The organism is Microlunatus aurantiacus (genome assembly GCF_039536605.1).
Lineage (GTDB): Bacteria > Actinomycetota > Actinomycetes > Propionibacteriales > Propionibacteriaceae > Microlunatus > Microlunatus aurantiacus.
In genome coordinates this window covers 244,302-268,379 of sequence record NZ_BAAAYX010000014.1, presented here as the reverse complement: position 1 = coordinate 268,379, position 24,078 = coordinate 244,302, and the positions used below count along the sequence as shown (strand labels likewise).

Genomic DNA, 24,078 nt, shown 5'->3' with positions numbered 1-24,078 from the left:
ATGACCATCAACCAGGCCCAAGCCGCCTGACCGAACCTGTCACCTACTCGTGCAGCAGACCCAAAGCAGTGCTGCCGCCGACAGCGAACACACCGATCAGGTAGAAGAAGCTCGACCCACACAGATAAGCCAACGGCTTGTTCGACCGCAACGTGCCGAACGTCTCCTTGATCGAGATCCGCGGCTGGGTCCGGACCACCGCCTCACGACACGCCCACGCGGTGAAGAAGAACGCCAACGAACCCACCACGATGAACGCCAACGTGACCTTCGTGAACACGCCCTGCACCGCCGCCTGATAGGCGACCAGATCCTCTGGCCCCTCGATCAGAGCCTTCTGACCGCGCAGATCGGAGATGAAGCTCCCGACCACGAACGTCAAGATCACCCCACCGATCCCGGCGCCGAACGCCCGCGCCGCCACCAGCTTCGCCCGCTCGTGCACCGACTGCGTGATCGCCGACGCCAACGAGCCGTAGGGAATGTTCACCAACGAGTAGACCAGACCCAAGACCGCGTACGTCGCGTAGGCGTAGATGAGCTTCAAGCCGGCGTCGAAGCTGGTCGGCACGTGGAAGACCAGGAAGCTCATGAACATCAACGGCACCGCACCGAACATGATGAAGGGCCGGAACTTCCCCCACCGCGTCATCGTCCGATCCACCAACCGACCGGCCAGCAGATCCGCGAACGCATCCCACAGCCGCACCACCAAGAACATCGTGCCCACCGCGGCAGCCGAGATCCCGGCCACATCGGTGTAGTAGTACAACAAGAACGCCGTACTCAGACTGAACGCCAGATTGAAACCGAAGTCACCAGCCCCATAACCAGCCACCGTCTTGAACGGCAACCGCTCCATCGACTTCAGCTGGGAGGTGTCCAGCGGGGCGGGAATCGTCATCGAAGCTCCTTGGTCGGGACTGTGTCGTCGTGGGCTGGCCTGTCACCGATCCAACTGGACGCCGGTGCGGGGCGGCGATCTGTTGCCGCTTGTTGCTCAGTTGACCCCCGTGGGACGAGAGCTTCCCGGGCGCCTCAGTCCGCACCGCTCAGGGCGTTGTCGGACCTGCGACTGGCGCGGGTCCCCTGCCAGGCGAGGACCAGCATGCCGACGGCGTACACCCCGACCAGCACCAGACTGGAGGGGTACGGCGGCAGCGCGGCCAACAACACGAGCGGGATGGCGGCGGCCGGCCACGGCCAGATGGAGCGCACGGTCTGCGTCGTCCCGCTGATCACCAAGGCCACCCCGGTGAGGAACGTGGCCACGCCGGAGGCGAACACCCACGTGGCGGCCGACGGCCCCGGAGTGTCGGGGTGCACGACCAGTCCTTCCAGCCCCACCCCGGCCACCACGATGCCGAGGGTCAACGGCAGGTGCGCGTAGACGAAGAGGTCATGGCGGGTGTCCCCGGCCCCGCCACCGTCCGCGGCGTCGTCGTCGTCGGGCGAGTCGTCCTGGTCATCGGCTTCGTTGAGCTCCCGGGTGCTGCTGGGTGCGGTGATGTCGAAGTAGATCCACCACATGGCGGCGGCGACCGCGAAAGCCAGCACCCCGACCACCATCGGTACGAGAGTCCAGGACGCGTCGTGCACGCCGCGGGCGGCGCCGCCGACGGCCTCCCCCAGGACGAGGATGACCAGCAGAGCGAACCGCTCAGGCAGATGCTCGATCTGCAACGGCACGTCGTCGGACATCACTGTGGCCAGCAGGGGTCCGGCGGCCGACACGACGACAGCGACCGCCCAGACCAGATAGCGCGAGGGGTCCGGCACGATCAGCGACACCGCCCACAGCACGGCGCTGGCTCCCACTGTGAGCAGGTACACCTGGATCGTCGACCGCGCCTCCTCGACGTGACGCCAGGCCCGAAGGTAGAGACCGAGAAGGACCAGACGGCTGACGAGATAACAGGCCGCGAACGGCACCGCGAACTTCCCGACCGCATCCGAGGCGCTGGCGGCGCAGCCGACGATCGACGCGGTGGCGATCAGCTTGGCTATCCGGAACACGACGTCGTCGGTGTCGAACCTGTTCGCGTACAGGGTGTAGCCGACCCAGGAGAACCAGATCGTCACGAACAGCCCGATCAACACCAGTGCGCCCGGCCAGCTCAGATCCTCGTAGAACCCCTTGGCGAGCTCGAGGACCACGAGCACGTACGCCAGGTCGAAGAACAGCTCCAACCTGCTGGCGGTGCCAGCTCCGGTGGGCGAATCAGCGGGGAGGGTTCAGAGTTCGACACTGTTCACCGATACCCACGTGGCCGGGATCTCACACACACCGCACACCGAGAAGATGGCAACTTTTTTCTGGTAATTGCCTGCTACTGTCCGGAGTGGCGATCCAGCGGCTTCGCGACGACCACGGCCCGGACCGGCGTGGGGACCGGCGGGACCGCGTCGACCTGCCGCTTTCCGACCCGCCGCTCACCGGTGGAGGAGGTTCCTCATGGCCGTACCGAACGCCGAGGCGGCCCTGGGTCTGCTGCGTGCTGACCTCTTCCACGGCCCCGCTCGGGCGGTCGCCTGATGTCCGAGAACGACATCGCCTCGTCGACGCCCTCGGGGACAGCTGTCCCCCCGACCACCGACGGGGCACGGGTGACGTTGTGGTGGCTCCCGGTCGGCGCCGGCGGACACGTCGTCATCCACACCAGCCGGTGGTGGGAGGCCTACCACGCTCACCGTGAGCGCCGGCGGCCCCGGCCGCTGTTCCACGCCGCCCTGGAGGTGCATCCTGAACCGGGCACCCGCTATGTGATCGAGATGGCGCCGGCGTGGGGGCAGCACACCGCCACCCGGGGCGTGGTGACGACCGGTCCGGTCGGGCTGCGCTGCCTCGGTCGCTCACAGCTGTTCCGCTACGAGATCCGCTGCTGGCGCGACGGGACGATCCCCGATCAGCACCTGGCGCCGGAGCCACCGACCCTCTTCCCGCTCAGCCCTCTCGTCGCCCAGACCCTCGTCGCCCAGGTCGCCGACGTGCCCCGGCACACCTGGGGGCGGGACACGTTCGGCACCGGCGACATGTGGAACTCCAACTCCGTGATCTCCTGGCTGCTGCACACCTCCGGCATCGAGACCGCGGACCTGACACCGCCTCACGGTGGCTACGCACCCGGCTGGGGGGCCGGCATCACAGCCGCCCGGGCAACACGCTCAGGCACCCGACGTCCGCGAGCACGCCGGCCCAACCGATCGGCGCACCCCGACCGGCTCGGCAGGGAGGCGTCGGGTGAAGGCTCCCGGTGGCAGTGAGTCCGCTGCCAGGTGCCGTACACCGCGGATCTGCAGCGCGTCCGCCGGTCAACGAAGCAGAAGGACCTGGGTGAGGATGCCGAGGACGGCGCAGACGCCGAGGGTGCGCAACACGGACCACCTGACGACGAAGACGAGCAGGCAGGCGACAACCGTCAGGGCGACGGCTGGCACGGAGATGCTGACCAGGACGGGAATCTGAGCGTGCATGATGCCGCGGCTCCAGCTGTGGCTCTGGGTGAACAGGGTGTGCGCGGCGAAGTAGAACGCGAGGTTGGCGATCACGCCGACGACGGCGGCGGTGATCCCGGTCAGCGCGGCCGTCAGCGACCGGTTGTGGCGGAGCCGTTCGACGTAGGGAGCACCGAGCAGCACGAACAGGAAGCACGGCACGAACGTCACCCAGGTGACCAGCAGCGACGCGATGGCGGCAGCGGTCCAGGGGTCGAGGTCGCCGGGAGAACGGTAGGCGCCGACGAACGCGACGAACTGGACGACCATGATCAGCGGGCCGGGGGTGGTCTCGGCCAGAGCGAGACCGCGGACCATCTCCCCCGGCAGCAGCCAGCCGTAGACGTTCACCGCCTGCTGGGCGACGTAGGAGAGGACGGCGTAGGCGCCGCCGAAGGTGACCAGCGCCGCGCCGGAGAAGAACAGTCCCTGGTCGACGAAGATGCTGTCCCTGCCGAACGCCAGCCCCGCCGCGAGAATAGGGAGCGCCCAGGCGGCCAGTCCGACCGTGAGGATGATGCCGCTCCGGCGGACGCTGGGCTGGTCGGCGTGGAGATGGTCGTCGCTGATCAACGGGGCCGGGCCGTCATCGGCGGTCTTCGGAGCCGGCGGGGAGGTGATCGCCGGCCAGATCCGCCCCAGAGCCCACCCGATCAGTCCAGCCGCCAGGATCACGAGGGGGAACGGGACCGCGAAGAACGTGAGCGCGAGGAACGCGGCGACGGCGAGGCCGAGGAGGGCGGGGTGGGTGAGTGCGCGGCGGCTCACCCGGACCACGGCCTGGAGGACGATGGCGATGACGGCGGCGGACAGGCCGAGGAACAGCCCGGTCAGCAGCGGAGTGTCACCGTAGGCGACGTAGACCGCGGACAGGCCGAGCAGGGCGAACATCCCGGGCAGCACGAACAAGACACCGGCGACCAGACCACCACGGAGACCGTTGAGCAGCCAGCCGGTGTAGATGGCCAGCTGCTGCGCCTCCGGACCGGGCAGCAGCATGCAGTAGTTGAGGGCGTGTAGGAACCGGCGGTGCCCGATCCAGCGCTTCTCGTCGACCAGGGTGCGTTGCATCACCGCGATCTGCCCGGCCGGGCCACCGAAGGTCTGCAGACTGATCAGGAACCACGCCTTCGTGGCCTGACCGAACGGCACGACGTCGCCGGCAGCGGTCGGCGTCGAGTCCGCGTCGGACGCGGTGCGCGGCTGGGTGGTCTCGGGTTCGGGGTGGGTCATGACGCGTCCGTTCCGGCGAGCAGGGCGCGGTGGCAGTAGGCGTAGAGCCCGTCGAAGATGGCGATGCCGTGGAGGAGGATCTCGTCGTCGTCGAGAGTCATGGACAGGCCGCGGAGGACGACGTCGAGACCGGCGGCTTCCGGGGCGTCGTAGCGGTCGTCTTCGAGGTCGGCCTCGTGGACGATGGCGGCGATCCGCCACAACACCGGGTCGAGGAGGTCGTGGCGGCGGAGCAACGTCTCGAATGTGCAGTCGTCGCCGTGGTGGGTGAAGTCGACCCCGCGCATGTCGAACGGGATCGTGCCCGCGGGGACGTCGGCGATGTCGGTGACGAACCCGAAGGTCGCTACGTCGTCGATGAACCGGCGGATCAGCCAGGCCGATCCGACCCGGTCGATGTGGACGCCGGCCCGGGTCACCCACCTCACGCCCGACCACCCGTCGTCGCGGCCGGTTGACCGGACCGGCCCGTCAGGGCCTCGACCGCTCGGCGGGCCGCCTCCTGCTCCGGTGGTGGGAAGTAGTCCCGGCGCCGGATCCGCCGCAGCTCACGACGCAGCCGGTTCGACGCCCGCGCCTGGTCGGTGTCCAGCCAGGCGCGGGTCAGATCCTCTGCTTCGGCGGTCAGGGCGCGGTACTCCACCGCGCGGGCCTGCTGCAGCTGGGCGATCACCTGGTCCTCGTCGCGCCTCGACAGCATCTCCGCCCGCCACACGATCGCCGAACCACTGGCGGCGTCGACCTCGGCGGCCACCCACTCCAGCTGCTCACGAGTCCGGGCGTCCTCCGGCAGAGCAACCAGCCCCTCGCCGACCTGCGCCACACCGAGGCTGCGCAGCTTCCGCCAGACCGCGATCCGTGGGGTCGACGGCTCCCGCGGGACACGGTAGGACAGCATCACCCACCAGAGACCGTGTTGTGTAACCACGGTTACATCTTGGGGCTGTCGAGTCGCATGGTCAACCCGCCACGTCACCGGCGTGTCAGAGGTGGTCGTGGCCGCTTGGGTGGGCGGCCGGGGTGAGCCGGACGGTGTCGAGGCGGGGTAGCCGGCCACGGAGCAGATCGGCCGCCTGGTGCTCGAGCTCGTGGAACTGTCCGACGGGCATGGTCGGGTCGCTGCTGACGGTGGCTTCGACCATCAGCCGATGGCCGGACCACCGCATCCGCAGGTCGTCGACGGTGACGATGCCCGGCACCGACGCCACGGTCAGCTCGGCCTGCTCGACCAGCCGGGGGTCGACGCCGTCGAGGAGGCGGCGCCCGATGTCGCGGCTGGTGCCGATCAGGAGCACCACGATCGCGGCACTGATGAGGAGGCCGACGATCGGATCCGCCAGCGGGAAACCGAGCCAGATGCCCACCACGCCGGCCACGACGGCCAAGGAGGTGAATCCGTCGGTCCGCGCATGGACGCCGTCGGCGACCAGGGCCGCGGAACCGATCCGGCGGCCGATCCGGATCCGATAGACCGCCACGAGCTCGTTCCCGGCGAACCCGATCAACCCGGCTGCCAGCACCCAGCCCAGGTTCTGGACTGCTTGCGGCTCGAAGAAGCGGCGGATCGACGCCACCCCCGCCACCGCTGCGGAGACGGCGATCATGGCCACGATGAACAGCCCGGCGAGGTCCTCGAGCCGGCCGTAGCCGTACGTGTAGCGGCGGGAGGCCGGCCGGCGACCGATCACGAACGCCACCCACAACGGCACCGCCGTCAAGGCGTCGGAGAAGTTGTGGACCGTGTCGGCCAGCAGGGCGACCGAACCGCTGATGATCACCACCAGGACCTGCAGCAGTGCGGTCACGCCGAGCACCCCGAGACTGATCTTGACCGCCCGGACCCCGAGCCGGCTGGCCTCCAACGCGTCGTCGACCGAGTCGGCCGCATCATGACTGTGCGGCACGAACAACCCGAACAGGAGGCCTTTCAGACCGCCCGGATGCTCATGATCACCGTGCTCGTGGTCATGATCACCGTGCTCGTGGTCACGATCACCGTGCTCGTGGTCATGATCACCGTGGTGGTGGGTGGACCCCGCACGGTGGTGGGCGTCGTGGGGGTGGCTCGTCGAGTGGTCGGTCATGCAGGGTCCGTGGTGGTCTGGTGGTGGCGGGGCTGGCCGAGGGCGTGCTCGGCTTGGTGGACGGCATCGGTGACCAGCTGGCCGGCGTGCTCGTTGGCCAGCCGGTAGAACACCCGGGTGCCGTCCTGGCGCGTCGCGACGATCCGGGCCAGCCGCAGCTTCGCCAGGTGCTGCGACACCGAGGCCGGGGCCTTGTCGACCGCGACGGCGATCGTGTTGACCGGCAGCTCACCACCCCGCAGGGCCAGCACGATCTTCACCCGCGTGGGGTCAGCCAGCATGCTGAACACCTCGACGGCGAGCTCGACGAACTGGGGGTCGACCAGCTCTCCCGGGTTCAGGCCAGGAACATGCTGCCTATCCGCATCCATACGCAGATAGTAGACGAACCCCAGGGAAGCCGAGGTGTCCGTGTACCGTGCGGGGAGTCCTTCGTGGTGCCGGAGAGCGACCACGCTCGATCGCGGAGGTTCCTTGCTCGGCCAGACCCTCAGACCGCTCTGATCCGGGAAGCCGCAGCTCTTCAGCCGGCGTTCAAGACGCGCTGGCCGGCTCGAGGACGATGCAGCCACTCGACGTCGACAGGATGCTGGCCGGCGCGGGGAGCTGATAGGTCAGCGAAGGAGGGAGATCGCAAGGTGCCTGGTCGAAGCCAGGTCAGTCAAGTAGCCCCGACGGGATTCGAACCCGCGCTACCGCCTTGAGAGGGCGGCGTGCTAGGCCGCTACACAACGGGGCCCTAGCTCGTCCCGACCCTCCCTGGAGGGAAGATCGGACCGCGGAAGCGTACCAACTCGGTGGTCATCCGACGAATCGGTGATCTCCAGCGAAGGTCCGCTTCGCTGGGGTACTAGGACTCGAACCTAGACTAACTGAACCAGAATCAGCCGGGCTGCCAATTACCCCATACCCCATCGTCGGACTGCTCCGACGTGTCGCGCCCGTCCCCGGGCACGGGGAGCAATGTTAGTAGATCCGCACCGATCTCACCAAACGAGCAACCCCGGCTGCTGTCGAGTCAGCGTCCCAGTGCCAGGTCCACCCGGGTCCGCAGCCGCATCCGCCGGGCGACCAGCAGGGCCAGCACAGCGAAGAGGGCGAAGCCACCGAGCTGGATGCCCGAGTCCAGCCAGCTGACGGAGCTGATCCCGCGGACGGCCGCCATGGAGGACGTGAGCCCGGCGATGACGTACGCGCAGATGTTGTTGACCACGTGGGCGCCGATGCCCGCCTCCAGCCCACCGGTACGCCAGACCAGCACCCCGGCCAGCAGTCCGAAGCCGAGCCGGTTGAGGAACAGCGCCGGGTTCTGCACCCCGTGCATCAGGGCGAAGATGAGCGCGGACACGACCACGCCGAACGCCGGGTGGGCGACCAAGCTGCCCAGTGCCTGCATCAGGTAGCCACGGAAGAAGATCTCCTCGGCGGCGGCCTGCAACGGGGAGGTGAGGATGATCACCACCAGGAAGCCCCAGAACCCGGCCTGCGGAGCCACGGTGACCGCCGTCGACCCCAGGGCCAGCGGAATCAGGGTGACCGCGTTCAGCACCACGAAGGCCGCCGCGGCGCAGATCAGCAGGTAGCGCCACCGCAGCCGGGGCTGCACCGAGCTGAGCCAGCGGGGCCGTACCTGGTGCACGATCGCCATCAGCACCCAGCAGATGGGGATCAGCGTCGCGATCCCCAGGTTGGCCGCGATCATCCCGGCGGGGATCTCGAAGGCCAGCGCCCGGCGGGAGAACTCCGCGAACGGCGCCCCCGCCCCGACCACCCCCCAGGAGATGCCGAGCACCGCCTGGGTGACCACCGACGTCATCAGCAGGTAGAGGGACAGACCGAACACCACCCCCAGCATCGCGCGCCACCAGACGTAGCTGGGACCCCGCAGGATCTGCGGGTAGGGCGCTCCGTCCGGCGGCAGCGCCTCGGGCAGCTGCGGGTCGTAACCGGCCAGCCGAGACGATCCGGGCGAGGACGACGGCGGCTGGGCCCGGACGGCCGGGTTCCCGGAGCGGCGGTTCCTCTTGGCCACGTCAGCCCTTCTTCCCGTGCGGGTCGGTGTGCGCTCTCCCAGCCACGTCAGGTCTGCGGCAGGCCGGCCCGGGCCGCCTCGATCCGGGCGAGCGAGGAGTCCCGGCCCAGCAGCTCCAGCGACTCGAACAGCGGCGGCGAGATCTTCCGGCCGGTGACGGCCACCCGGACCGGACCGAAGGCCAGCTTCGGCTTCAGACCCAGCCCCTCGATCAGGGCCGACCGCAGCACGGCCTCGATCGCTGTGTGGTCGTACGGCTCGACGGTGCGCAGCGCCGCCCCGGCGGCCTCCAGCACCGGTCCTGCGCTGGCCGGCAGCGCGGCCGTGTCGTCGATCTCCACGTCGGCGTCGGCGGTGAACAGGAACCGGATCAGCTCGACCCCCTCCGACAGGGTCACCATCCGCTCCTGGATCAGGGGCGTGGCGCCGACCAGCAGCGACCACTGCTCCGGCGTCGGCGGGTCGGCGACCAGGTCCGCCGCCACCAGGAACGGCACCAGCTGGTCGGCCAGCTCGTCGGTGGACAGCCGGCGGATGTGGGCGGCGTTGATGGCCTCACACTTCTTGGCGTCGAACTTCGCCGGGTTGGCGTTCACCCGCAGGATGTCGAACACCGCCACCATCTCCTCGATGGTGAACACGTCACGGTCGTCGGCGATCGCCCAGCCGAGCAGGGCCAGGTAGTTCAGTAGCGCCTCGGGCAGGTAGCCCTTCTCGCGGTACTCCGCCAGGCCCGATCCCTTGTCCCGCTTGGACAACCGGCGGTTGCCGTCGCCCAGCACGGTCGGCAGGTGGCCGAAGGTCGGCACCCGCCCGCTGCCCACCCCGATCTGGGCGAGCGCCCGGTAGAGCACGATCTGGCGCGGCGTCGAGGGCAGCAGGTCCTCCCCGCGCAGCACGTGGGTGATCTCCATCAACGCGTCGTCGACCGGGTTCACCAGCGTGTAGAGCGGCTCGCCGGTGCCGCGGACGAGCACGTAGTCGGGGACGTTGACGGCCTCGAAGGTGATCTCACCACGGACGAGGTCGTGGAAGACGATCGGTGCGTCCGGGACCCGCATCCGCACCACGAAGGTGCGCTCCTCGGCCTCGTACCCGGCGACCTGCTCGGCGGTGAGGTCCCGGCAGTGCCCGTCGTAGCCCGACGGGGCGCCCTTGGGCCGGGCCTTCTCCCGCTCCTCCAGCTCCTCACGGGTGCAGTAGCAGCGGTACGCGAGCCCGGAGTCGAGCAGCTTGGCGGTCACGTCGGTGTAGATCGTGCCGCGCTCGGACTGCACGTACGGCCCGTAGGGTCCGCCGACCTGCGGCCCCTCGTCCCAGTCCAGACCGAGCCAGGTGAGCGCGTCCATCAGACCCCGGTAGGACTCGGCCAGGTTGCGCCCGGCGTCGGTGTCCTCGATCCGGAGGACGAAGGTGCCGCCGTAGTGCCGGGCGAACACCCAGTTGAACAGGGCGCTGCGGACGTTGCCCACGTGCAGGTTGCCGGTCGGCGACGGCGGGAACCGGACCCGGACCTGCTCCGGGGCGAGATCGCCCAGGACGGGGTCGGGACCGGTGGCGGTCGACGGGACGGCGGGATCGGTGCTGGTCACGGGCTCACTCTCGGAACTGCTTGCGTGCGGATGACTCACTTGCGGATGACGGTGTTGGTCAGGGTGCCGATGCCGTCGACGGAGACGGCCACCTCGTGACCGGGCAGCAGCTCCCCCACGCCGGCCGGCGTGCCGGTCAGGATGACGTCACCGGGCAGCAGGGTCGTGAACGAGCTGATGTAGACCACGAGCTCGGTGATGTCGCGCAGCATCAGCGAGGTCGAGCCGTGCTGGCGCTGCTCGCCGTCGACCGTCGTGGTGATCATCACGTCACCCATCTCGGCCACGCTCTGGTGGGTGGTGATCCAGGGCCCGAGCGGGCAGAACGTGTCGTAGCCCTTGGCCCGGGCCCACTGACCGTCGGTCTTCTGCAGGTCCCGGGCGGTGACGTCGTTGGCCACCGTGTAGCCGAAGATGACCTCGTCGACCCGCTCGGCGGGCACGTCCCGGCAGATCCGGCCGATGACCAGGGCCAGCTCGCCCTCGTACGCCATCTCGTGCACCGGCTCGGGGTAGATGATCGGCTCGTCGGGTCCGATCACCGAGGTGTTCGGCTTGAAGAACAGCAGCGGCACCTCGGGGACCTCGTTGCCGAGCTCGGCCGCGTGGGCCGCGTAGTTGCGCCCGACCCCCACCACCTTGCTCCGGGGGATGACCGGCGCCAGCAGCCGGACGGCCTCCAGCTCGTGCCGCTCACCGCTCAGCTGGACGGGCATGGAGATGGGGTCCCCGGTGAGGGTGGAGATGGTGTCGGGGTGCTTGCCGCCGTCGGCGGCCAGCTCGACGATGCCGAAGGCGGGGTCGCCACCGGTGGAGAAACGGGCGATGCGCATCTGGTCACCCTAGCGACCCGAACCGGCATACTCCCCCTATGACCGGAGTGGAGCGGATGACCGGAGCGGACCGGCCGGAGCGCAGGCAGGAGCCGTACGAGGTCGTCGACCTGATCAACGGCAAGCGGCGGGGGGCGCGGCTCACCGACGCCGAGGTGGACTGGGTGATCGACGCCTACACCCGCGGCGCGGTGGCCGACGAGCAGATGTCCGCCCTGGCCATGGCCATCGCGTTCGTCGGGCTGGAGCCGGACGAGCTCCAGCGCTGGACCGACGCCATGATCGCCTCCGGTGAGCGCCTCGACTTCTCCGGGCTGTCCCGACCGACCTCCGACAAGCACTCCACCGGCGGGGTGGGCGACAAGATCACCCTGCCGCTCGCTCCCCTGGTCGCCGCGTGCGGGGTGGCGGTGCCGCAGCTGTCCGGCCGGGGGCTCGGTCACACGGGCGGCACCCTGGACAAGCTGGAGGCGATCCCCGGCTGGCGCGCCGACCTGAGCAACGCCGAGATGCTGGCCCAGCTCGAGTCGGTCGGCGCGGTGATCTGCGCCGCCGGGTCGGGGCTGGCTCCGGCGGACAAGAAGCTGTACGCCCTGCGCGACGTGACCGGCACGGTGGAGATCATCCCGCTGATCGCGTCGTCGATCATGAGCAAGAAGATCGCCGAGGGCACGGGTTCGCTCGTCCTGGACGTCAAGGTCGGCTCCGGCGCCTTCATGAAGACGGCAGCCGACGCCCGGGAGCTGGCCGAGACGATGGTCCGCCTCGGCACCGGCGCCGGGGTGACCACCATCGCCCTGCTCACCGACATGGCCACCCCGCTCGGGCTGACCGCCGGCAACGCGCTCGAGGTCCGCGAGTCGGTCGAGGTGCTGGCCGGCGGCGGACCGGCAGACGTGGTCGAGCTGACCCTGGCGCTGGCCCGGGAGATGCTCGCGGCGGCGGGACGGGGCGACGTGGACCCGGCCGACAAGCTGGCCGACGGCTCGGCGATGGACGTCTGGAAGGCGATGGTCCGCGCGCAGGACGGCGATCCCGACGCGACCCTGCCGACGGCCCGGGAGACCGAGGTGGTCACCGCGGGGACCGACGGGGTGCTGGCGTCGCTGGACGCGCTGGCGGTCGGCGTCGCCGCCTGGCGGCTGGGCGCGGGTCGGGCCCGCAAGGAGGACCCGGTGCAGGCCGGCGCCGGGGTGGAGCTGCACGCCAAGCCGGGCGACACCGTACGGGCCGGTCAGACCCTGCTCACCCTGCACACCGACACCCCGGAACGGTTCGAGCGCGCCCGGGAGGCGCTCACCGGGGCGTTCACGATCGGCGACCGGGTGCCGGAGCGCGTCGGGGTCGTGTTGGACCGGATCAGCTGACCTTCGTCGCCTCCGTGAGCCAGCCGGCCAGCTGGGTCATGTAGGCGGCCTGCGACGGGTAGTCCATGCCGGCGAAGACCCACGGGTGGACCTGTCCCGCCTTCGCCGCCGGGGTGGCCGCGAACGTCGGCTGCTTCGCCAGCTGCTCGGGGCCGAAGCCGCGCTGGGAGTAGAGCACCAGATCGCCGCCGATGGTGTCGTAGTCCTCCCAGCTGATGATGTCCCAGTAGTAGGCGTCGGGCTTCGGCCCGACGAAGGTCATGCCGAGGTCGGCGTACATCCGCAGCCCCGGGTCGTCGGGGGCCTTGGCCACGTAGACGTTGGCGGCTTCGGCGTACATCGGCTGGGTCACGACCCCGGACGCCGCCGCCGCGGTCAGCGCAGAAGAGGCCCGCTCGAAGGCCGCGTTGCCCTCGACCACCGGTCCGCTGTCGGCCGATGCCCCGAGGGCGACAGCCAGCTCGGTGGCCCGCTGGATGACGTCGGCGGCGGAGCCGCCCATGACGATGGTGATGATCGGCGCGATGGCCGCGACCTGCTTCTGCTGGGCCACGTCCTTGAACCCGTACCGGGGCTGCGTCTGGTCGACGGTCCCCTTCGTGTCCGTCGGGTAGACGTGGGTCACGATCACGTCCGGCGCGGCCGTGGCCAGGGCCTCGATGTCGATCTCGCCGTAGGTCGTGCCGAGCTCGACCACCCCACTGGTGTCGAGATCGGCGAACCGGGGGTCGGTGGCCAGGTCGCTGTAGCCGAACGAGGCCACCGGCCGCAGCCCGTAGTTCATCAGCGAGTAGACGACGTCACTGAGACCGGCCACCTTGTCCGGCCGGGACCCGAGGGTGACGGTGGCGCCCAGGTCGTCGGTGAAGGACCAGCCGTCGCCCGTCGCCCCGCCGGCCGCAGCTGACGGCTGGGTGGCGGAGCAGCCGGTGGCCAGCACCAGCAGCAGCGCGGCGACGGCCGCCAGGAAGCCGAACGGTCGGGGCGTACGCATGAGTCTCCTCGTGGTCAGGTAAGGGTTACCTACCCTAACCTGATCCGTTGGGGGCGACCGTCCGCCCACGCCGACCGCCAGGGGTCAGCCGTGCGCGGCCGCCAGCTGACCGAGACCGGGCTTGACCGGGGCGGGGTCGTCGGCGTGGATGAGACCGTAGAGGTAGCCGTCGCGCAGGGCCTCCCAGGAGGCCTCCACGATGTTCTGGCCCACCCCCACGGTGGTCCAGGTCCGCCGACCGTTGGTGGTCTGGATGAGCACCCGGACGGTCGCATCGGTGCCGTGACCCTGATCGAGGATCCGGACCCGGTAGTCGACCAGCGAGAACCGGTCGACCACCGGGTAGGCCGGCGACAGGGCGTTCAGCAGGGCGTGGTCGAGGGCGTTGACCGGTCCGTTGCCCTCGCCCACGACCCGCTGCGACTGCCCCTTGGCCGTCAGTCGCACGGTGCACTCCGTGTCGGCTTCGCCGCCCGCATGGGACTGGGTGAAGACCCGCCAGGAGTGCACCTCGAACAGCGTCGGCAGCTGACCGAGCTCGCGACGCAGCAACAGCTCGAAGCTGGCGTCCGCGGACTCGTAGGTGTAGCCGGCCGCTTCCGCGTCCTTCACCTTCTCGGTGATCCTCGCCGCCAGCTCGCGGTCGGAGAGGTCGAAGCCGAGCTCGGATCCCTTGATCTGGATGTTCGCTCGGCCTGCCATGTCCGAGACGAGCATCCGCATGTCGTTCCCCACCTCGACCGGGTCGATGTGCTGGTAGAGGTTGGGATCGACCTTGATGGCGCTGGCATGCAGTCCCGCCTTGTGGGCGAACGACGACAGGCCAACATAGGGGGCGCGAGCGCTCGATGGAACGTTCGTCACCTCGGCGATCGCATGCGATAACCGCGTCGCCTCTTGAAGCGATCCGGCCGGGAGCAGGTCCCAGCCGTACTTGAGCTGGAGGTTGGCCACGACGGTGACCAGGTCGGCGTTGCCGGTCCGTTCGCCGTAGCCGTTGATGGTGCCCTGGACGTGCATCGCGCCGGCATCGACGGCGGCCAGGGTGTTGGCGACCGCACAGCCGGTGTCGTTGTGGCAGTGGATGCCCAGCCGGGCTCCCGTGGCGGTGGCGGACCCGACGATCTCCCCGATCCAGGGCGGCAGCATGCCTCCGTTGGTGTCGCACAGCACCACCACCTCGGCGCCGGCCTCGGCCGCTGTGTGCACGACCTCCAGCGCGTACGCCGGGTTGGCCCGGTAGCCGTCGAAGAAGTGCTCGCAGTCGACCAAGACGCGCATCCCCTCGGAGCGCAGGTGCGCGACGGTGTCGGACACCATCGCCAGGTTCTCCCGCAGGGTGGTCTTCAGCGCCTGCTCGACGTGCCGGTCGTGGGACTTGGCCACGATGCAGGCCACGTCGGCCCGCGAGTCGCGCAGGGCGGCGGTGAGCGGGTCGTCGGCCGCCTTCATCCCCACCCGGCGGGTGAACCCGAACGCGGTCAGGGTGGCGTTCTTCAGCGGCACGGCGCCCGAGGCCATCTCCGAGAAGTACGTCGTGTCGCTGGGGTTGGCGCCCGGCCAGCCTCCCTCGATGAAGTGCACCCCCAGCTCGTCGAGCAGCGCGGTGATGGCCAGCTTGTCGTTGACCGACAGGTTCAGACCCTCCTGCTGCGACCCGTCCCGCAAGGTCGTGTCGTACACGTGGAACGGGACCGGCGCTGACCTGACGGGCGTCGACATCTGCGGTTCCTTCGATCTGCTCGGTGTTCGTGCGGTGGGTTCTGGTGCTGGAGGCTCGAGGTGCGTCATGGCAACAAAAAACCTCCCGTACAAGCACAGGAGGTCGGCGCGCTGAAGGCTTCAGCGCGCTACAGGATAATCACCACGGAGGACATGGAAACAGTCCTACCGCATGGACGCGGTCTTGGCCAGCACCTGTCCAGGATCTGAGTCGTGGCGTGGCGTCGCCGGTTGCCCGTCGTCGGTCTCGAACATTCCGTCAATCGACGGATACTTCGCCTGTCCGGCCCGTCCTCGCGCCGAACATTCCGTCACTCGACGGATACTTCGCCTGTCCGGCCGGTCCTCGCGCCGAACATTCCGTCACTCGACGGCATTTCGGCTGCCCGGCCCGGCCCCGCGCCGAACATTCCGTCACTCGACGGAGTGTTCGGACACCCGGCCCGACCCGGACCGAGAATTCCGTCACATGACGGAATGTTCGACCGAAGCCAGGCCGGGGCCAGAACGCTAGGCCTACGCAGCCGCTCAGACGACCCGCTGCAGCCAGCCGTGGGTGTCCTCGGTGCGGCCGTACTGGATGTCCATCAGCGCCTTGCGCAGCGCGGCGGTCACCTCACCGGTCTCGCCGGAGCCGACGACCACGTCACCCTCGTCGTTGTGCAACGAGGCGATCGGGGTGATCACCGCTGCCGTGCCGCAGGCGAACAGCTCACTGATCTTCCCGCTCAGCAGACCCTCGAGGGTCTCGGCGACGCTGATCCGGCGCTCCACCGGGGTGAGTCCCCACTCGGCGGCCAGGGTGAGGATCGAGTCGCGGGTCACGCCCTCCAGGATCGAGCCGTTCAGCTCGGGGGTGATGATCTCGCCGTCGGTGGTGATGAGGTAGACGTTCATGCCGCCCAGCTCCTCCAGCCAGGTGTGCTCGGCGGCGTCGGCGAACATCACCTGGTCGCAACCGTGCTCGGCGGCTTCCTGCTGCGCGATCAGGCTGGCGGCGTAGTTGCCCCCGCACTTCGCCGCGCCGGTCCCGCCCGGGGCCGCCCGCGTGTACGTGGTGGAGATCCAGATCCTGACCGGCTTCACCCCGGACGCGAAGTAGGAGCCGGCCGGGCTGGCGATGCAGCAGTAGGTCACGCGGTGAGCGGCCCGGACGCCGAGGAAGGCTTCCGAGGCGAACATGAACGGCCGCAGGTAGAGGGTCTTCTCGCCCCCCGAGGGCACCCAGTCCACGTCGGCGGCCACCAGGGCCGCGATGCTGCCGAGGAAGTCGTCGGGCTCCAGCACCGGCAGCGCCAGCCGTTGCGCCGACCGGGCGAAGCGGGCGGCGTTCTGGTCGGCGCGGAAGAGCCAGACGCTGCCGTCGGCGTGCCGGTAGGCCTTGAGCCCCTCGAAGATCTCCTGCGCGTAGTGCAGCACGGCCGTCGCCGGGTCGATCGCGAAGGGTCCGTACGGCACGACGGCGGAATCATGCCAGCCGTCGGCCAGGGTCCAGGTCGCCACGGACATGTGATCGGTGAAGTTGGTCCCGAACCCGGGATCGTCCAGGATCGCGGCCCGCTCGCTCGCGGTCCGGGGGCGGGGGTTCCTGCGCTGCTCGAACTCCAGCGCCAATCGGTTGGCCATGATGGTCACGCTAACGCACCTCCTGAGATGGCCCTGACCTGCTGACAGGGCGTGGTTACGATGCGCCGGTGACCGCATCGACGAGTTCCCGACCCATCCAGCTCGCCGTGATCGGCGGTGACGGCATCGGACCTGAGGTGGTCGCCGAGGGCCTCAAGGTCCTCGACGCCGTGGTCGGTGAGGGCGTGGTCACCACCACGCACCACGACCTGGGCGCGAGCCACTGGCAGCGCACCGGTGAGGTGCTGCCGGACTCCGTGCTGGCCGAGCTGGCGCAGGCCGACGCGATCCTGCTCGGCGCCGTCGGGGCGGCGCCCGGCGCCACCGACGTGCCCAGCGGACTGCTCGAGCGGGGTCTGCTGCTCAAGCTGCGCTTCGCCTTCGACCACTACGTGAACCTGCGGCCCAGCCGGCTCTTCCCCGGCTCGGTCACTCCCCTGTCCCCGGCGGTGACCGGCAAGGGCGAGATCGACTTCGTCGTCGTCCGCGAGGGGACCGAGGGCCTGTACGTCGGCAACGGCGGCGTCGTCCGCGCCGGCACCCCCGCCGAGATCGCCACCGAGGTCAGCATCAACACCGCGTACGGCGTCGAGCGCGTCGTCCGGGACGCCTTCGAGCGGGCCACCCGGCGCCGCAACAAGGTCACCCTGGTGCACAAGCACAACGTGCTGGTGCACGCCGGCGGGCTCTGGCAGCGGATCTTCGCCACCGTGGCCGCCGAGTACCCCCAGGTCACCACCGACTACCTGCACGTCGACGCCGCCACCATCTTCCTGGTGCAGGACCCGGCCCGGTTCGACGTGATCGTCACCGACAACCTGTTCGGCGACATCCTGACCGACCTGGCCGCGGCCGTGACCGGCGGCATCGGTCTGGCCGCGAGCGGCAACATCAACCCGTCCGGCGCCTACCCGTCGATGTTCGAGCCCGTGCACGGCTCGGCCCCCGACATCGCCGGTCAGCAGATCGCCGACCCGACCGCCACCATCTTGTCCGTGGCGCTGCTGCTGGATCACCTGGGCCTCACCGAGGAGGCAGCCCGGGTGGAGAAGGCGGTGCTGGCCGATCTGGCCGAGCGGAGCGGTCAGCGGCGGACCGGTGAGGTCGGCGACGCCATCGCTGCTCTGCTCTGAGCGGGGAGCGGGAGACCGCTGGTTCGGTGGTCTCCTCGCCGGGCCCTGCGGACGAGCCGGACGAGCCGGGTCAGGCTGGTTCGGGGCGAGGCTGGTCGTCCTCGACGTGTCCCTGAACTACCTGCTCCTGCACGAGAATCGACGGGGTGACCGAGTGCGCGCGGCGGGCTCGGCGACGCGGCTGGTCGCCGTTCGTCGGGGGCTGCGCGGCGGCGGCCCAGTCGTCGGGGTACATCTCGTACATGGTCGTTCCCGTGGTCGGCGGAGCGGGTGGATACGGAGATACTAGGACGTCCTACTATCTCCCTGCCAACATCCGGACAATGCTTCCCACATGCTGGACTGGCCGAGCAGGGCCCGCCGACTCGTCACGCACACTGACCAGGTGAGCGCCCCGCCCGATCTGCCCGCACTGGTCGTCCGCGCCCTGCGGATGTCGCTCCACCGCGGGTACGTGCAGGCCTCCCGCACCGAGACCGGGCATCTGCTGGCCACTCTGGCCGCCACCCGCACGGGCACCATCGCCGAGTGCGGCACCGGCTGCGGCGTCGGCGCCGCCTGGCTGCGCAGCGGGGCCCCCAAGACCACCCGGGTGATCACCGCCGAGCTGGACCCCGAGCTGGCCCACGGCGTGATGGACATGTTCGCCGACGACGACATCGACGTCATCCACGCCGACTGGTCCGACCTCGCCGAGCACGGGCCGTTCTCCCTGGTCTTCCTGGACGCCGGCAGCGCCGGCCAGTTCCCGCGCGAGCAGATCGTCGACCTGGTCGCCGAGGGCGGCATGATCGTGCTGGACGACTTCGTCCCCTGTCCCAGCTGGCCCCCGCTGGCCGGTGGGAGGGTCGACGTGCTGCGGCAGGACTGGCTCTCCGACGAGCGGTTCACCAGCGTCGACGTGATGGTCGCCGAGGACACCTCCGTGATCATCGCCGTCCGGCGCTGACCTCGGCCAAGCCTCCGCTCCGGCGCGGCTCCGACCCTGCCGGCCGGCCCGGTCCCGTACGCTGACCCGGTGGCTCAGGGGCAGAACAAGGCGATGCGGATCAGCATCGGCATCCTGCTGATGACCGCCTTCGTGTTGATCTTGTTCGGGCTCATCACCCGCTATGCCGGGGGTTGGGGGGTGCCGTACTTCTCGTTCACCTCCGACCGCGGATCGCCGTGCACCAACAAGATCACCGGCTACGTCTGCGACCCGATCACCCTGGCTGACGTGCAGTTCTACAGCGACGCCGAGCTGCCCGCGGACACCAGGGTGATCAGCGGCTCCTACGTCGCCACCCACGACTACGTGCTCAAGGCCCGGATGGAGGTGCCCAAGGCCTCGGCCGCGGCGGCCCTGGCCGCGCTGGCCGACGAGTTCGGTCCGTGCGTGGCCGGGCACCCGGTGCCGATGGAGACCACCCAGCTGACCGCGGTCTGCGTGCTGGCCAACGACGACGCCGTGATCCGCGAGGGCGAACCGCCCAGCCGCCTGTACGTGATCGGCACGGGGCTGCGGACCGACGACGGCACCCGGGTGATCGACCTGACCGTCCGCTCCCGCTGACCCCTGACCGGTGCCGAGTGGGCGCGCTGGTGCGGTCGGGTGCCGCTGGATCGGCCGGATCTGACTCCCCGGCGTCATTCGGACCTTCGCCGCTCACACCCAGCTGCCGGATCTGACTCACCGGCGACAACCGGACCACCTGCGGCCCACCCAGCAGCCGGATCTGACTCCCCGGCGACAACCGGACCACCCGCTGCCCACCCAGCTGCCGGATCCGACTCCCCGGCGCCATCCGGTCGACCCGAGCATCACCGCCGGCGGCGACGGCGCCCCACGAACGCAGAACCGCCCCCGACTCGTGGGTCGGAGGCGGTTCCAGCGGTCGTACGGGTGAGCGACCTCAGCGGGCGGCCTGACCCTCCACGTAGTCGTCGTCGTGAGACTTCACCCAGGCCATCAGGCCACGCAGCTGGTGGCCGGTGGCCTCGATCGGGTGCTCCTCACCCTTCTTGCGCAGAGCCGTGAACTCGGGGGCGCCGGCGTCCTGGTCGTCGATGAAGCGCTTGGCGAAGGCACCGCTCTGCACGTCGGCCAGCACGGCCTTCATGTTCTCCTTCACCCGCGCGTCGATCACCCGCGGGCCGGAGACGTAGTCGCCGTACTCGGCGGTGTCGGACACGCTCCAGCGCTGCTTGGCGATGCCGCCCTCGTACATCAGGTCGACGATCAGCTTCAGCTCGTGCAGGCACTCGAAGTAGGCGACCTCCGGCTGGTAGCCGGCCTCGGTGAGGACCTCGAAGCCCGCCTGGACCAGAGCGCTCGCGCCACCGCAGAGCACGGCCTGCTCGCCGAACAGGTCGGTCTCGGTCTCCTCGGTGAAGGTCGTCTTGATCCCGCCGGCCCGCAGCCCGCCGATGGCCTTGGCGTACGACAGCGCCAGCGCCCAGGCCTGCCCGGACTCGTCCTTCTCCACGGCCACGATCACCGGGACGCCACGACCCTCGGCGTACTCACGACGGACCAGGTGACCGGGACCCTTGGGGGCGACCATGCAGACGTCGACCCCGGCCGGGGCCTCGATGTAGCCGAACCGGATGTTGAAGCCGTGCGCGAAGAACAGCGCGTCGCCCTCCTGCAGGTTGGGTGCGATCTCCTCGGCGTACAGCTTCCGCTGGTGCTGGTCCGGCGCGAGGATCATGATCAGGTCCGCCTCGGCGGCGGCGTCGGAGACGCTGAGCACGCGGAGACCCTCGGCCTCGGCCTTGGCCACCGACGCCGAGCCCGGCCGCAGACCGACCCGGACGTCGACACCGGAGTCCCGCAGCGACAGCGCGTGCGCGTGGCCCTGGGACCCGTAGCCGATGACGGCGACGGTGCGGCCCTGGATCACCGACAGGTCGGCGTCGGAGTCGTAGAACATCTCTGCTGGCACTTGGTGGTTCTCCTTGTCGGAAGGGGTGGGACTTGTCGAGGGGAAGAGTTCACAGTCGGTGGGACGAATGTTCCACAGCCGGGCGGGGACGGTCTCGACGTCTCAGCCGCGGGGACCGGCCGTCAGACGACCCGCACGTGCTTGGCGCGCTCGCCGCGCTGGGTCCGGTCGGTGATCGACCGGCTGCCCCGACCGACCGCGACGAGACCGGACTGGACGAGCTCGCGCAGACCGAACGGCTCCAGCAGCTTGAGCAGCGCGTCGAGCTTCTCCGGGCTGCCGGTGGCCTCGAGGGTGATCGAGTCCGCCGTCACGTCGACCGCCTTGGCTCCGAACAGCTGGATGATCTCCAGCACCTGACCGCGCTGGTCCGGTTCGACCCGGACCTTGACCAGGATGAGCTCGCGTCGCACCGCATCCCGTTCCAGCTCGACGATCTTGAGCACCTCGATCAGCTTGTTCAGCTGCTTGGTGAGCTGCTCCAGCACGTGGTCCTCGAGGGTGACCACCAGAGTCATCCGGGACATGTGCGGGTACTCGGTGGGGCCGACCGCGAGCGACTCGATGTTGAAGCCACGGCGGGAGATCAGCGAGGAGACCCGGGCCAGCACGCCCGGCTTGTTCTCCACCAGCACGCTCAGGGTGTGGGTGCCGACCGTGTTCGTCGTCGGGGCGTTCACAGCTGCTCCCCTTCCCAGCGCGGGGCCATGTCCCGGGCGACCTTGATCTCGTCGTTGCTGGCGCCGCCGGCGATCATCGGCCACACCATGGCGTCCTTGTGCACCACGAACTCCACCACCACCGGGACGTCGTTGATCGACAGCGCCTTCTCGATCACCGAGTCGACGTCGTCGGGTTCCTCGGCCCGCAGCCCGACGCAGCCCATGGCCTCGGCCAGCTTCGGGAAGTCGGGGATCCGGTTGGTCTTCAGATCGGTGTTGGAGTAGCGGCCCTGGTAGAACAGCGTCTGCCACTGCCGCACCATGCCCAGGCTCTGGTTGTTGATGATCGCGATCTTGACCGGGATCCCTTCCAGGGCACAGGTGACGAGCTCCTGGTTGGTCATCTGGAAGCAGCCGTCGCCGTCGATGCCCCACACGATGGAGTCCGGTCGGCCGACCTTGGCCCCCATGGCCGCGGGCACGCAGTAGCCCATCGTGCCGAGACCACCGGAGTTGAGCCAGCGACCGGGCAGCTCCCAGGGCAGGAAGTGCGCGGCCCACATCTGGTGCTGGCCCACACCCGAGGCGTAGTAGGCGTCCGGACCGGTGATCTCACCGATCCGCTCGATCACGTGCTGCGGGGAGAGGCTGCCGTCGTCCGGCAGGTCGTAGCCGGTCGGGTAGCGGCGCTTGACGTCGGTGAGGAACCGGGCCCACTCGGCCACGTCGGGCAGCCGCCCGCCGCTGCGCAGCAGGCTGGTCAGCTCGCCGATGATCTCCTTGGCGTCGCCCACGATCGGGACGTCGGCGTAGCGGTTCTTGGAGATCTCGGCCGGGTCGATGTCGGCGTGGATCACCTTGGCGCCGGGGGCGAACGTGGTGAGGTCACCGGTCACCCGGTCGTCGAAGCGGGCGCCGAGGGTTATCAGCAGGTCGCTGCGCTGCAGCGCGCCCACCGCGGCCACGTCGCCGTGCATGCCCGGCATGCCCATGTTCTGCGGGTGGCTGTCGGGGATGCACCCCAGCGCCATCAACGTGGTGACCACCGGGATGCCGGTCAGGTCGGCCAGCTCGCGCAGCTCGGCGGAGGCGTGGGCCTTGAGCACTCCCCCGCCGACGTAGAGCACCGGTCGCCGGGACTCGACGATCAGCCGGGCGGCCTCACGCACCTGCTTGCCGTGCGGCTTGATCACCGGCCGGTAGCCGGGCAGGTCCAGCTGCGTCGGCCAGGTGAAGGCCGAGCTCGCCTGCAACGCGTCCTTGGTGATGTCGACCAGCACCGGACCCGGTCGGCCCGTGCCGGCGATGTGGAAGGCGGAGGCGATGGCCTCGGGGATGTCGGCCGGCTTGGTGACCAGGAAGTTGTGCTTGGTGATCGGCATGGTGATGCCGCGGATGTCGGCTTCCTGGAACGCGTCGGTGCCGATCGCCGGCCCGGCGACCTGACCGGTGATCGCCACCAGGGGCACGGAGTCCATGTAGGCGTCGGCGATCGGGGTGACGAGGTTGGTGGCCCCCGGGCCCGAGGTCGCCATGCAGACGCCGACCTTGCCGGTCACCATGGCGTAGCCCTGGGCCGCGTGCCCGGCGCCCTGCTCGTGGCGGACGAGGATGTGGCGGACGACCTCGGAGTCGTAGAGCGGGTCGTAGGCGGGGAGGATCGCCCCGCCCGGGATCCCGAAGACGGTGTTCGCACCCACCTTCTCCAGGGACTTCACCAGGGACTGGGCGCCGGTCAACTCACCGGCGGGGTCCATGTCGGCCATTGCCGTACTCCTGTCGTTTCCGAACCTGCTAGATGTTACGCCCGTGCTACGCCGGGCCTCCCGGCCAAGAAAAAACCCCCGCCGCCGGAAGGCAGACGAGGGAGCGCGTCGGTGGTGAGCTGAACTCAGCCGACACGCTGACAAACTACGAGGAGGAACGAGGCACGCACCCGCTCACTGTCGTCCATCCCGCGGGATGCGTCAATCCGCCGAGCCGGGTGTCTTGCCATCCGGAAGGACCCTCGGGCGTCCTACCTTTCGCCAGCGGCGACATCCGGCGGGGCTCGAACGTCCCGGACCGGCGTGTCGGGGCTCTTCCGACCACTGAGACCCGGGTGTGTCACGATCCGGCTGGCCCACGCCCGACCAGGCCACCGGAGGACCGGCGGCGGGCTGCCCGTAGCCGCGTGGTGGGTCGCCACGTCACCGGGTCCTTCGCCGGACCGGTGTGCTTCGGGCGCACAGGAGCGATGGCTACCATGCCCGAGCCGAGCGCGCCCGAGGTCGCGGCGGCACGTCGTCCACGACCCCACCCTCACCGGAGAGCGTCAGCATCGTGCCGAGCAGCGACCAGCGAACGCCGAGTCGCGCCGTGCTCGCGTCGACCGTCGG

The 24,078-nt window shown here is 69.7% G+C and carries 21 protein-coding genes and 2 tRNA genes; 5 read left to right on the top strand and 18 right to left on the bottom strand.

Annotated features, from left to right (window positions below):
• Positions 1-43: 43 nt before the first annotated feature.
• Entirely contained in the window at positions 44-904 is an 861-nt protein-coding gene (locus tag ABD714_RS18050) for an MFS transporter (RefSeq protein WP_344813823.1), read from the bottom strand.
• 134 nt (positions 905-1,038) lie between these two features.
• Positions 1,039-2,190, bottom strand: coding sequence for a low temperature requirement protein A (locus ABD714_RS18045; RefSeq protein WP_344813822.1), 1,152 nt, complete (start codon positions 2,188-2,190; stop codon positions 1,039-1,041).
• A 345-nt stretch (positions 2,191-2,535) separates the two neighbouring features.
• Here ABD714_RS18045 and ABD714_RS18040 point away from each other — a divergent pair, with 345 nt between their 5' ends.
• Complete coding sequence (locus ABD714_RS18040; protein WP_344813821.1) at positions 2,536-3,264, top strand: hypothetical protein; 729 nt, start codon at positions 2,536-2,538, stop codon at positions 3,262-3,264.
• Positions 3,265-3,312: 48 nt separating this feature from the next.
• Here ABD714_RS18040 and chrA read toward each other — a convergent pair whose 3' ends face one another.
• The 10 genes from chrA to ABD714_RS17990 all read right to left on the bottom strand — a co-directional run bounded on the left by chrA (position 3,313) and on the right by ABD714_RS17990 (position 11,269).
• Entirely contained in the window at positions 3,313-4,728 is a 1,416-nt protein-coding gene (chrA, locus tag ABD714_RS18035) for a chromate efflux transporter (RefSeq protein WP_344813820.1), read from the bottom strand.
• Positions 4,725-5,156, bottom strand: a complete 432-nt coding sequence (locus tag ABD714_RS18030; protein ID WP_344813819.1) for a chromate resistance protein ChrB domain-containing protein — start codon at positions 5,154-5,156, stop codon at positions 4,725-4,727. The genes chrA and ABD714_RS18030 overlap by 4 nt, the downstream gene beginning before the upstream one ends.
• Positions 5,153-5,656, bottom strand: a complete 504-nt coding sequence (locus tag ABD714_RS18025) for a Chromate resistance protein ChrB (RefSeq protein WP_344813818.1) — start codon at positions 5,654-5,656, stop codon at positions 5,153-5,155. Before ABD714_RS18025 ends, ABD714_RS18030 begins: the two co-directional genes overlap by 4 nt.
• A 55-nt stretch (positions 5,657-5,711) precedes the next feature.
• Complete coding sequence (locus tag ABD714_RS18020; RefSeq protein WP_344813817.1) at positions 5,712-6,632, bottom strand: cation diffusion facilitator family transporter; 921 nt, start codon at positions 6,630-6,632, stop codon at positions 5,712-5,714.
• A 176-nt stretch (positions 6,633-6,808) separates the two neighbouring features.
• Positions 6,809-7,183: an ArsR/SmtB family transcription factor gene (locus ABD714_RS18015; RefSeq protein WP_344813816.1), complete on the bottom strand. Its 375-nt coding sequence runs from the start codon at positions 7,181-7,183 to the stop codon at positions 6,809-6,811.
• Between the two features lie 295 nt (positions 7,184-7,478).
• A tRNA-Glu gene (locus tag ABD714_RS18010) sits at positions 7,479-7,551 on the bottom strand.
• Positions 7,552-7,654: 103 nt separating this feature from the next.
• Positions 7,655-7,726, bottom strand: a tRNA-Gln gene (locus tag ABD714_RS18005).
• A gap of 104 nt (positions 7,727-7,830) precedes the next feature.
• A complete protein-coding gene (locus tag ABD714_RS18000) occupies positions 7,831-8,844 on the bottom strand; it encodes a CPBP family intramembrane glutamic endopeptidase (RefSeq protein WP_344813815.1) in 1,014 nt (337 codons plus the stop codon).
• 47 nt (positions 8,845-8,891) lie between these two features.
• On the bottom strand, positions 8,892-10,436 hold the full coding sequence (gltX, locus tag ABD714_RS17995; RefSeq protein WP_425562411.1) for a glutamate--tRNA ligase: 1,545 nt from the start codon (positions 10,434-10,436) through the stop codon (positions 8,892-8,894).
• A gap of 35 nt (positions 10,437-10,471) precedes the next feature.
• Positions 10,472-11,269, bottom strand: a complete 798-nt coding sequence (locus ABD714_RS17990; protein ID WP_344813814.1) for a fumarylacetoacetate hydrolase family protein — start codon at positions 11,267-11,269, stop codon at positions 10,472-10,474.
• A gap of 38 nt (positions 11,270-11,307) precedes the next feature.
• On the opposite strand from ABD714_RS17990, the gene ABD714_RS17985 reads away from it, so the two are divergent.
• Complete coding sequence (locus tag ABD714_RS17985) at positions 11,308-12,636, top strand: thymidine phosphorylase (RefSeq protein ID WP_344813813.1); 1,329 nt, start codon at positions 11,308-11,310, stop codon at positions 12,634-12,636.
• Here ABD714_RS17985 and ABD714_RS17980 read toward each other — a convergent pair.
• The 3 genes from ABD714_RS17980 to ABD714_RS17970 all read right to left on the bottom strand — a co-directional run bounded on the left by ABD714_RS17980 (position 12,629) and on the right by ABD714_RS17970 (position 16,978).
• Complete coding sequence (locus ABD714_RS17980; RefSeq protein ID WP_344813812.1) at positions 12,629-13,630, bottom strand: ABC transporter substrate-binding protein; 1,002 nt, start codon at positions 13,628-13,630, stop codon at positions 12,629-12,631. The two genes, ABD714_RS17985 and ABD714_RS17980, sit on opposite strands and share 8 nt — an antisense overlap.
• A gap of 84 nt (positions 13,631-13,714) precedes the next feature.
• Complete coding sequence (gene cimA, locus ABD714_RS17975) at positions 13,715-15,352, bottom strand: citramalate synthase (protein WP_344813811.1); 1,638 nt, start codon at positions 15,350-15,352, stop codon at positions 13,715-13,717.
• Between the two features lie 528 nt (positions 15,353-15,880).
• On the bottom strand, positions 15,881-16,978 hold the full coding sequence (locus tag ABD714_RS17970) for a branched-chain amino acid aminotransferase (protein WP_344813810.1): 1,098 nt from the start codon (positions 16,976-16,978) through the stop codon (positions 15,881-15,883).
• A gap of 68 nt (positions 16,979-17,046) precedes the next feature.
• Between ABD714_RS17970 and ABD714_RS17965 the strand changes: the two genes are divergently transcribed.
• The 3 genes from ABD714_RS17965 (at position 17,047) to ABD714_RS17955 (ending at position 19,666) form a co-directional block, all read left to right on the top strand.
• Positions 17,047-18,111: a 3-isopropylmalate dehydrogenase gene (locus tag ABD714_RS17965; protein WP_344813809.1), complete on the top strand. Its 1,065-nt coding sequence runs from the start codon at positions 17,047-17,049 to the stop codon at positions 18,109-18,111.
• Positions 18,112-18,496: 385 nt separating this feature from the next.
• Positions 18,497-19,060 carry an O-methyltransferase gene (locus ABD714_RS17960; RefSeq protein ID WP_344813808.1) on the top strand — a complete coding sequence of 188 codons (564 nt, stop codon included), beginning with the start codon at positions 18,497-18,499 and terminating at the stop codon, positions 19,058-19,060.
• A gap of 69 nt (positions 19,061-19,129) precedes the next feature.
• On the top strand, positions 19,130-19,666 hold the full coding sequence (locus ABD714_RS17955; protein WP_344813807.1) for a hypothetical protein: 537 nt from the start codon (positions 19,130-19,132) through the stop codon (positions 19,664-19,666).
• A gap of 340 nt (positions 19,667-20,006) precedes the next feature.
• Here the strand turns inward: ABD714_RS17955 and ilvC are convergent, their stop codons facing one another.
• The 3 genes from ilvC to ABD714_RS17940 form a co-directional block, all read right to left on the bottom strand.
• On the bottom strand, positions 20,007-21,026 hold the full coding sequence (ilvC, locus tag ABD714_RS17950; RefSeq protein WP_344813835.1) for a ketol-acid reductoisomerase: 1,020 nt from the start codon (positions 21,024-21,026) through the stop codon (positions 20,007-20,009).
• 134 nt (positions 21,027-21,160) lie between these two features.
• Positions 21,161-21,718: an acetolactate synthase small subunit gene (gene ilvN / locus ABD714_RS17945; RefSeq protein ID WP_344813806.1), complete on the bottom strand. Its 558-nt coding sequence runs from the start codon at positions 21,716-21,718 to the stop codon at positions 21,161-21,163.
• The gene (locus tag ABD714_RS17940; RefSeq protein WP_344813805.1) at positions 21,715-23,466 is read right to left on the bottom strand and encodes an acetolactate synthase large subunit; all 1,752 of its coding nucleotides are present in this window, start codon (positions 23,464-23,466) and stop codon (positions 21,715-21,717) included. The genes ilvN and ABD714_RS17940 overlap by 4 nt, the downstream gene beginning before the upstream one ends.
• Positions 23,467-24,078 lie beyond the last annotated feature (612 nt).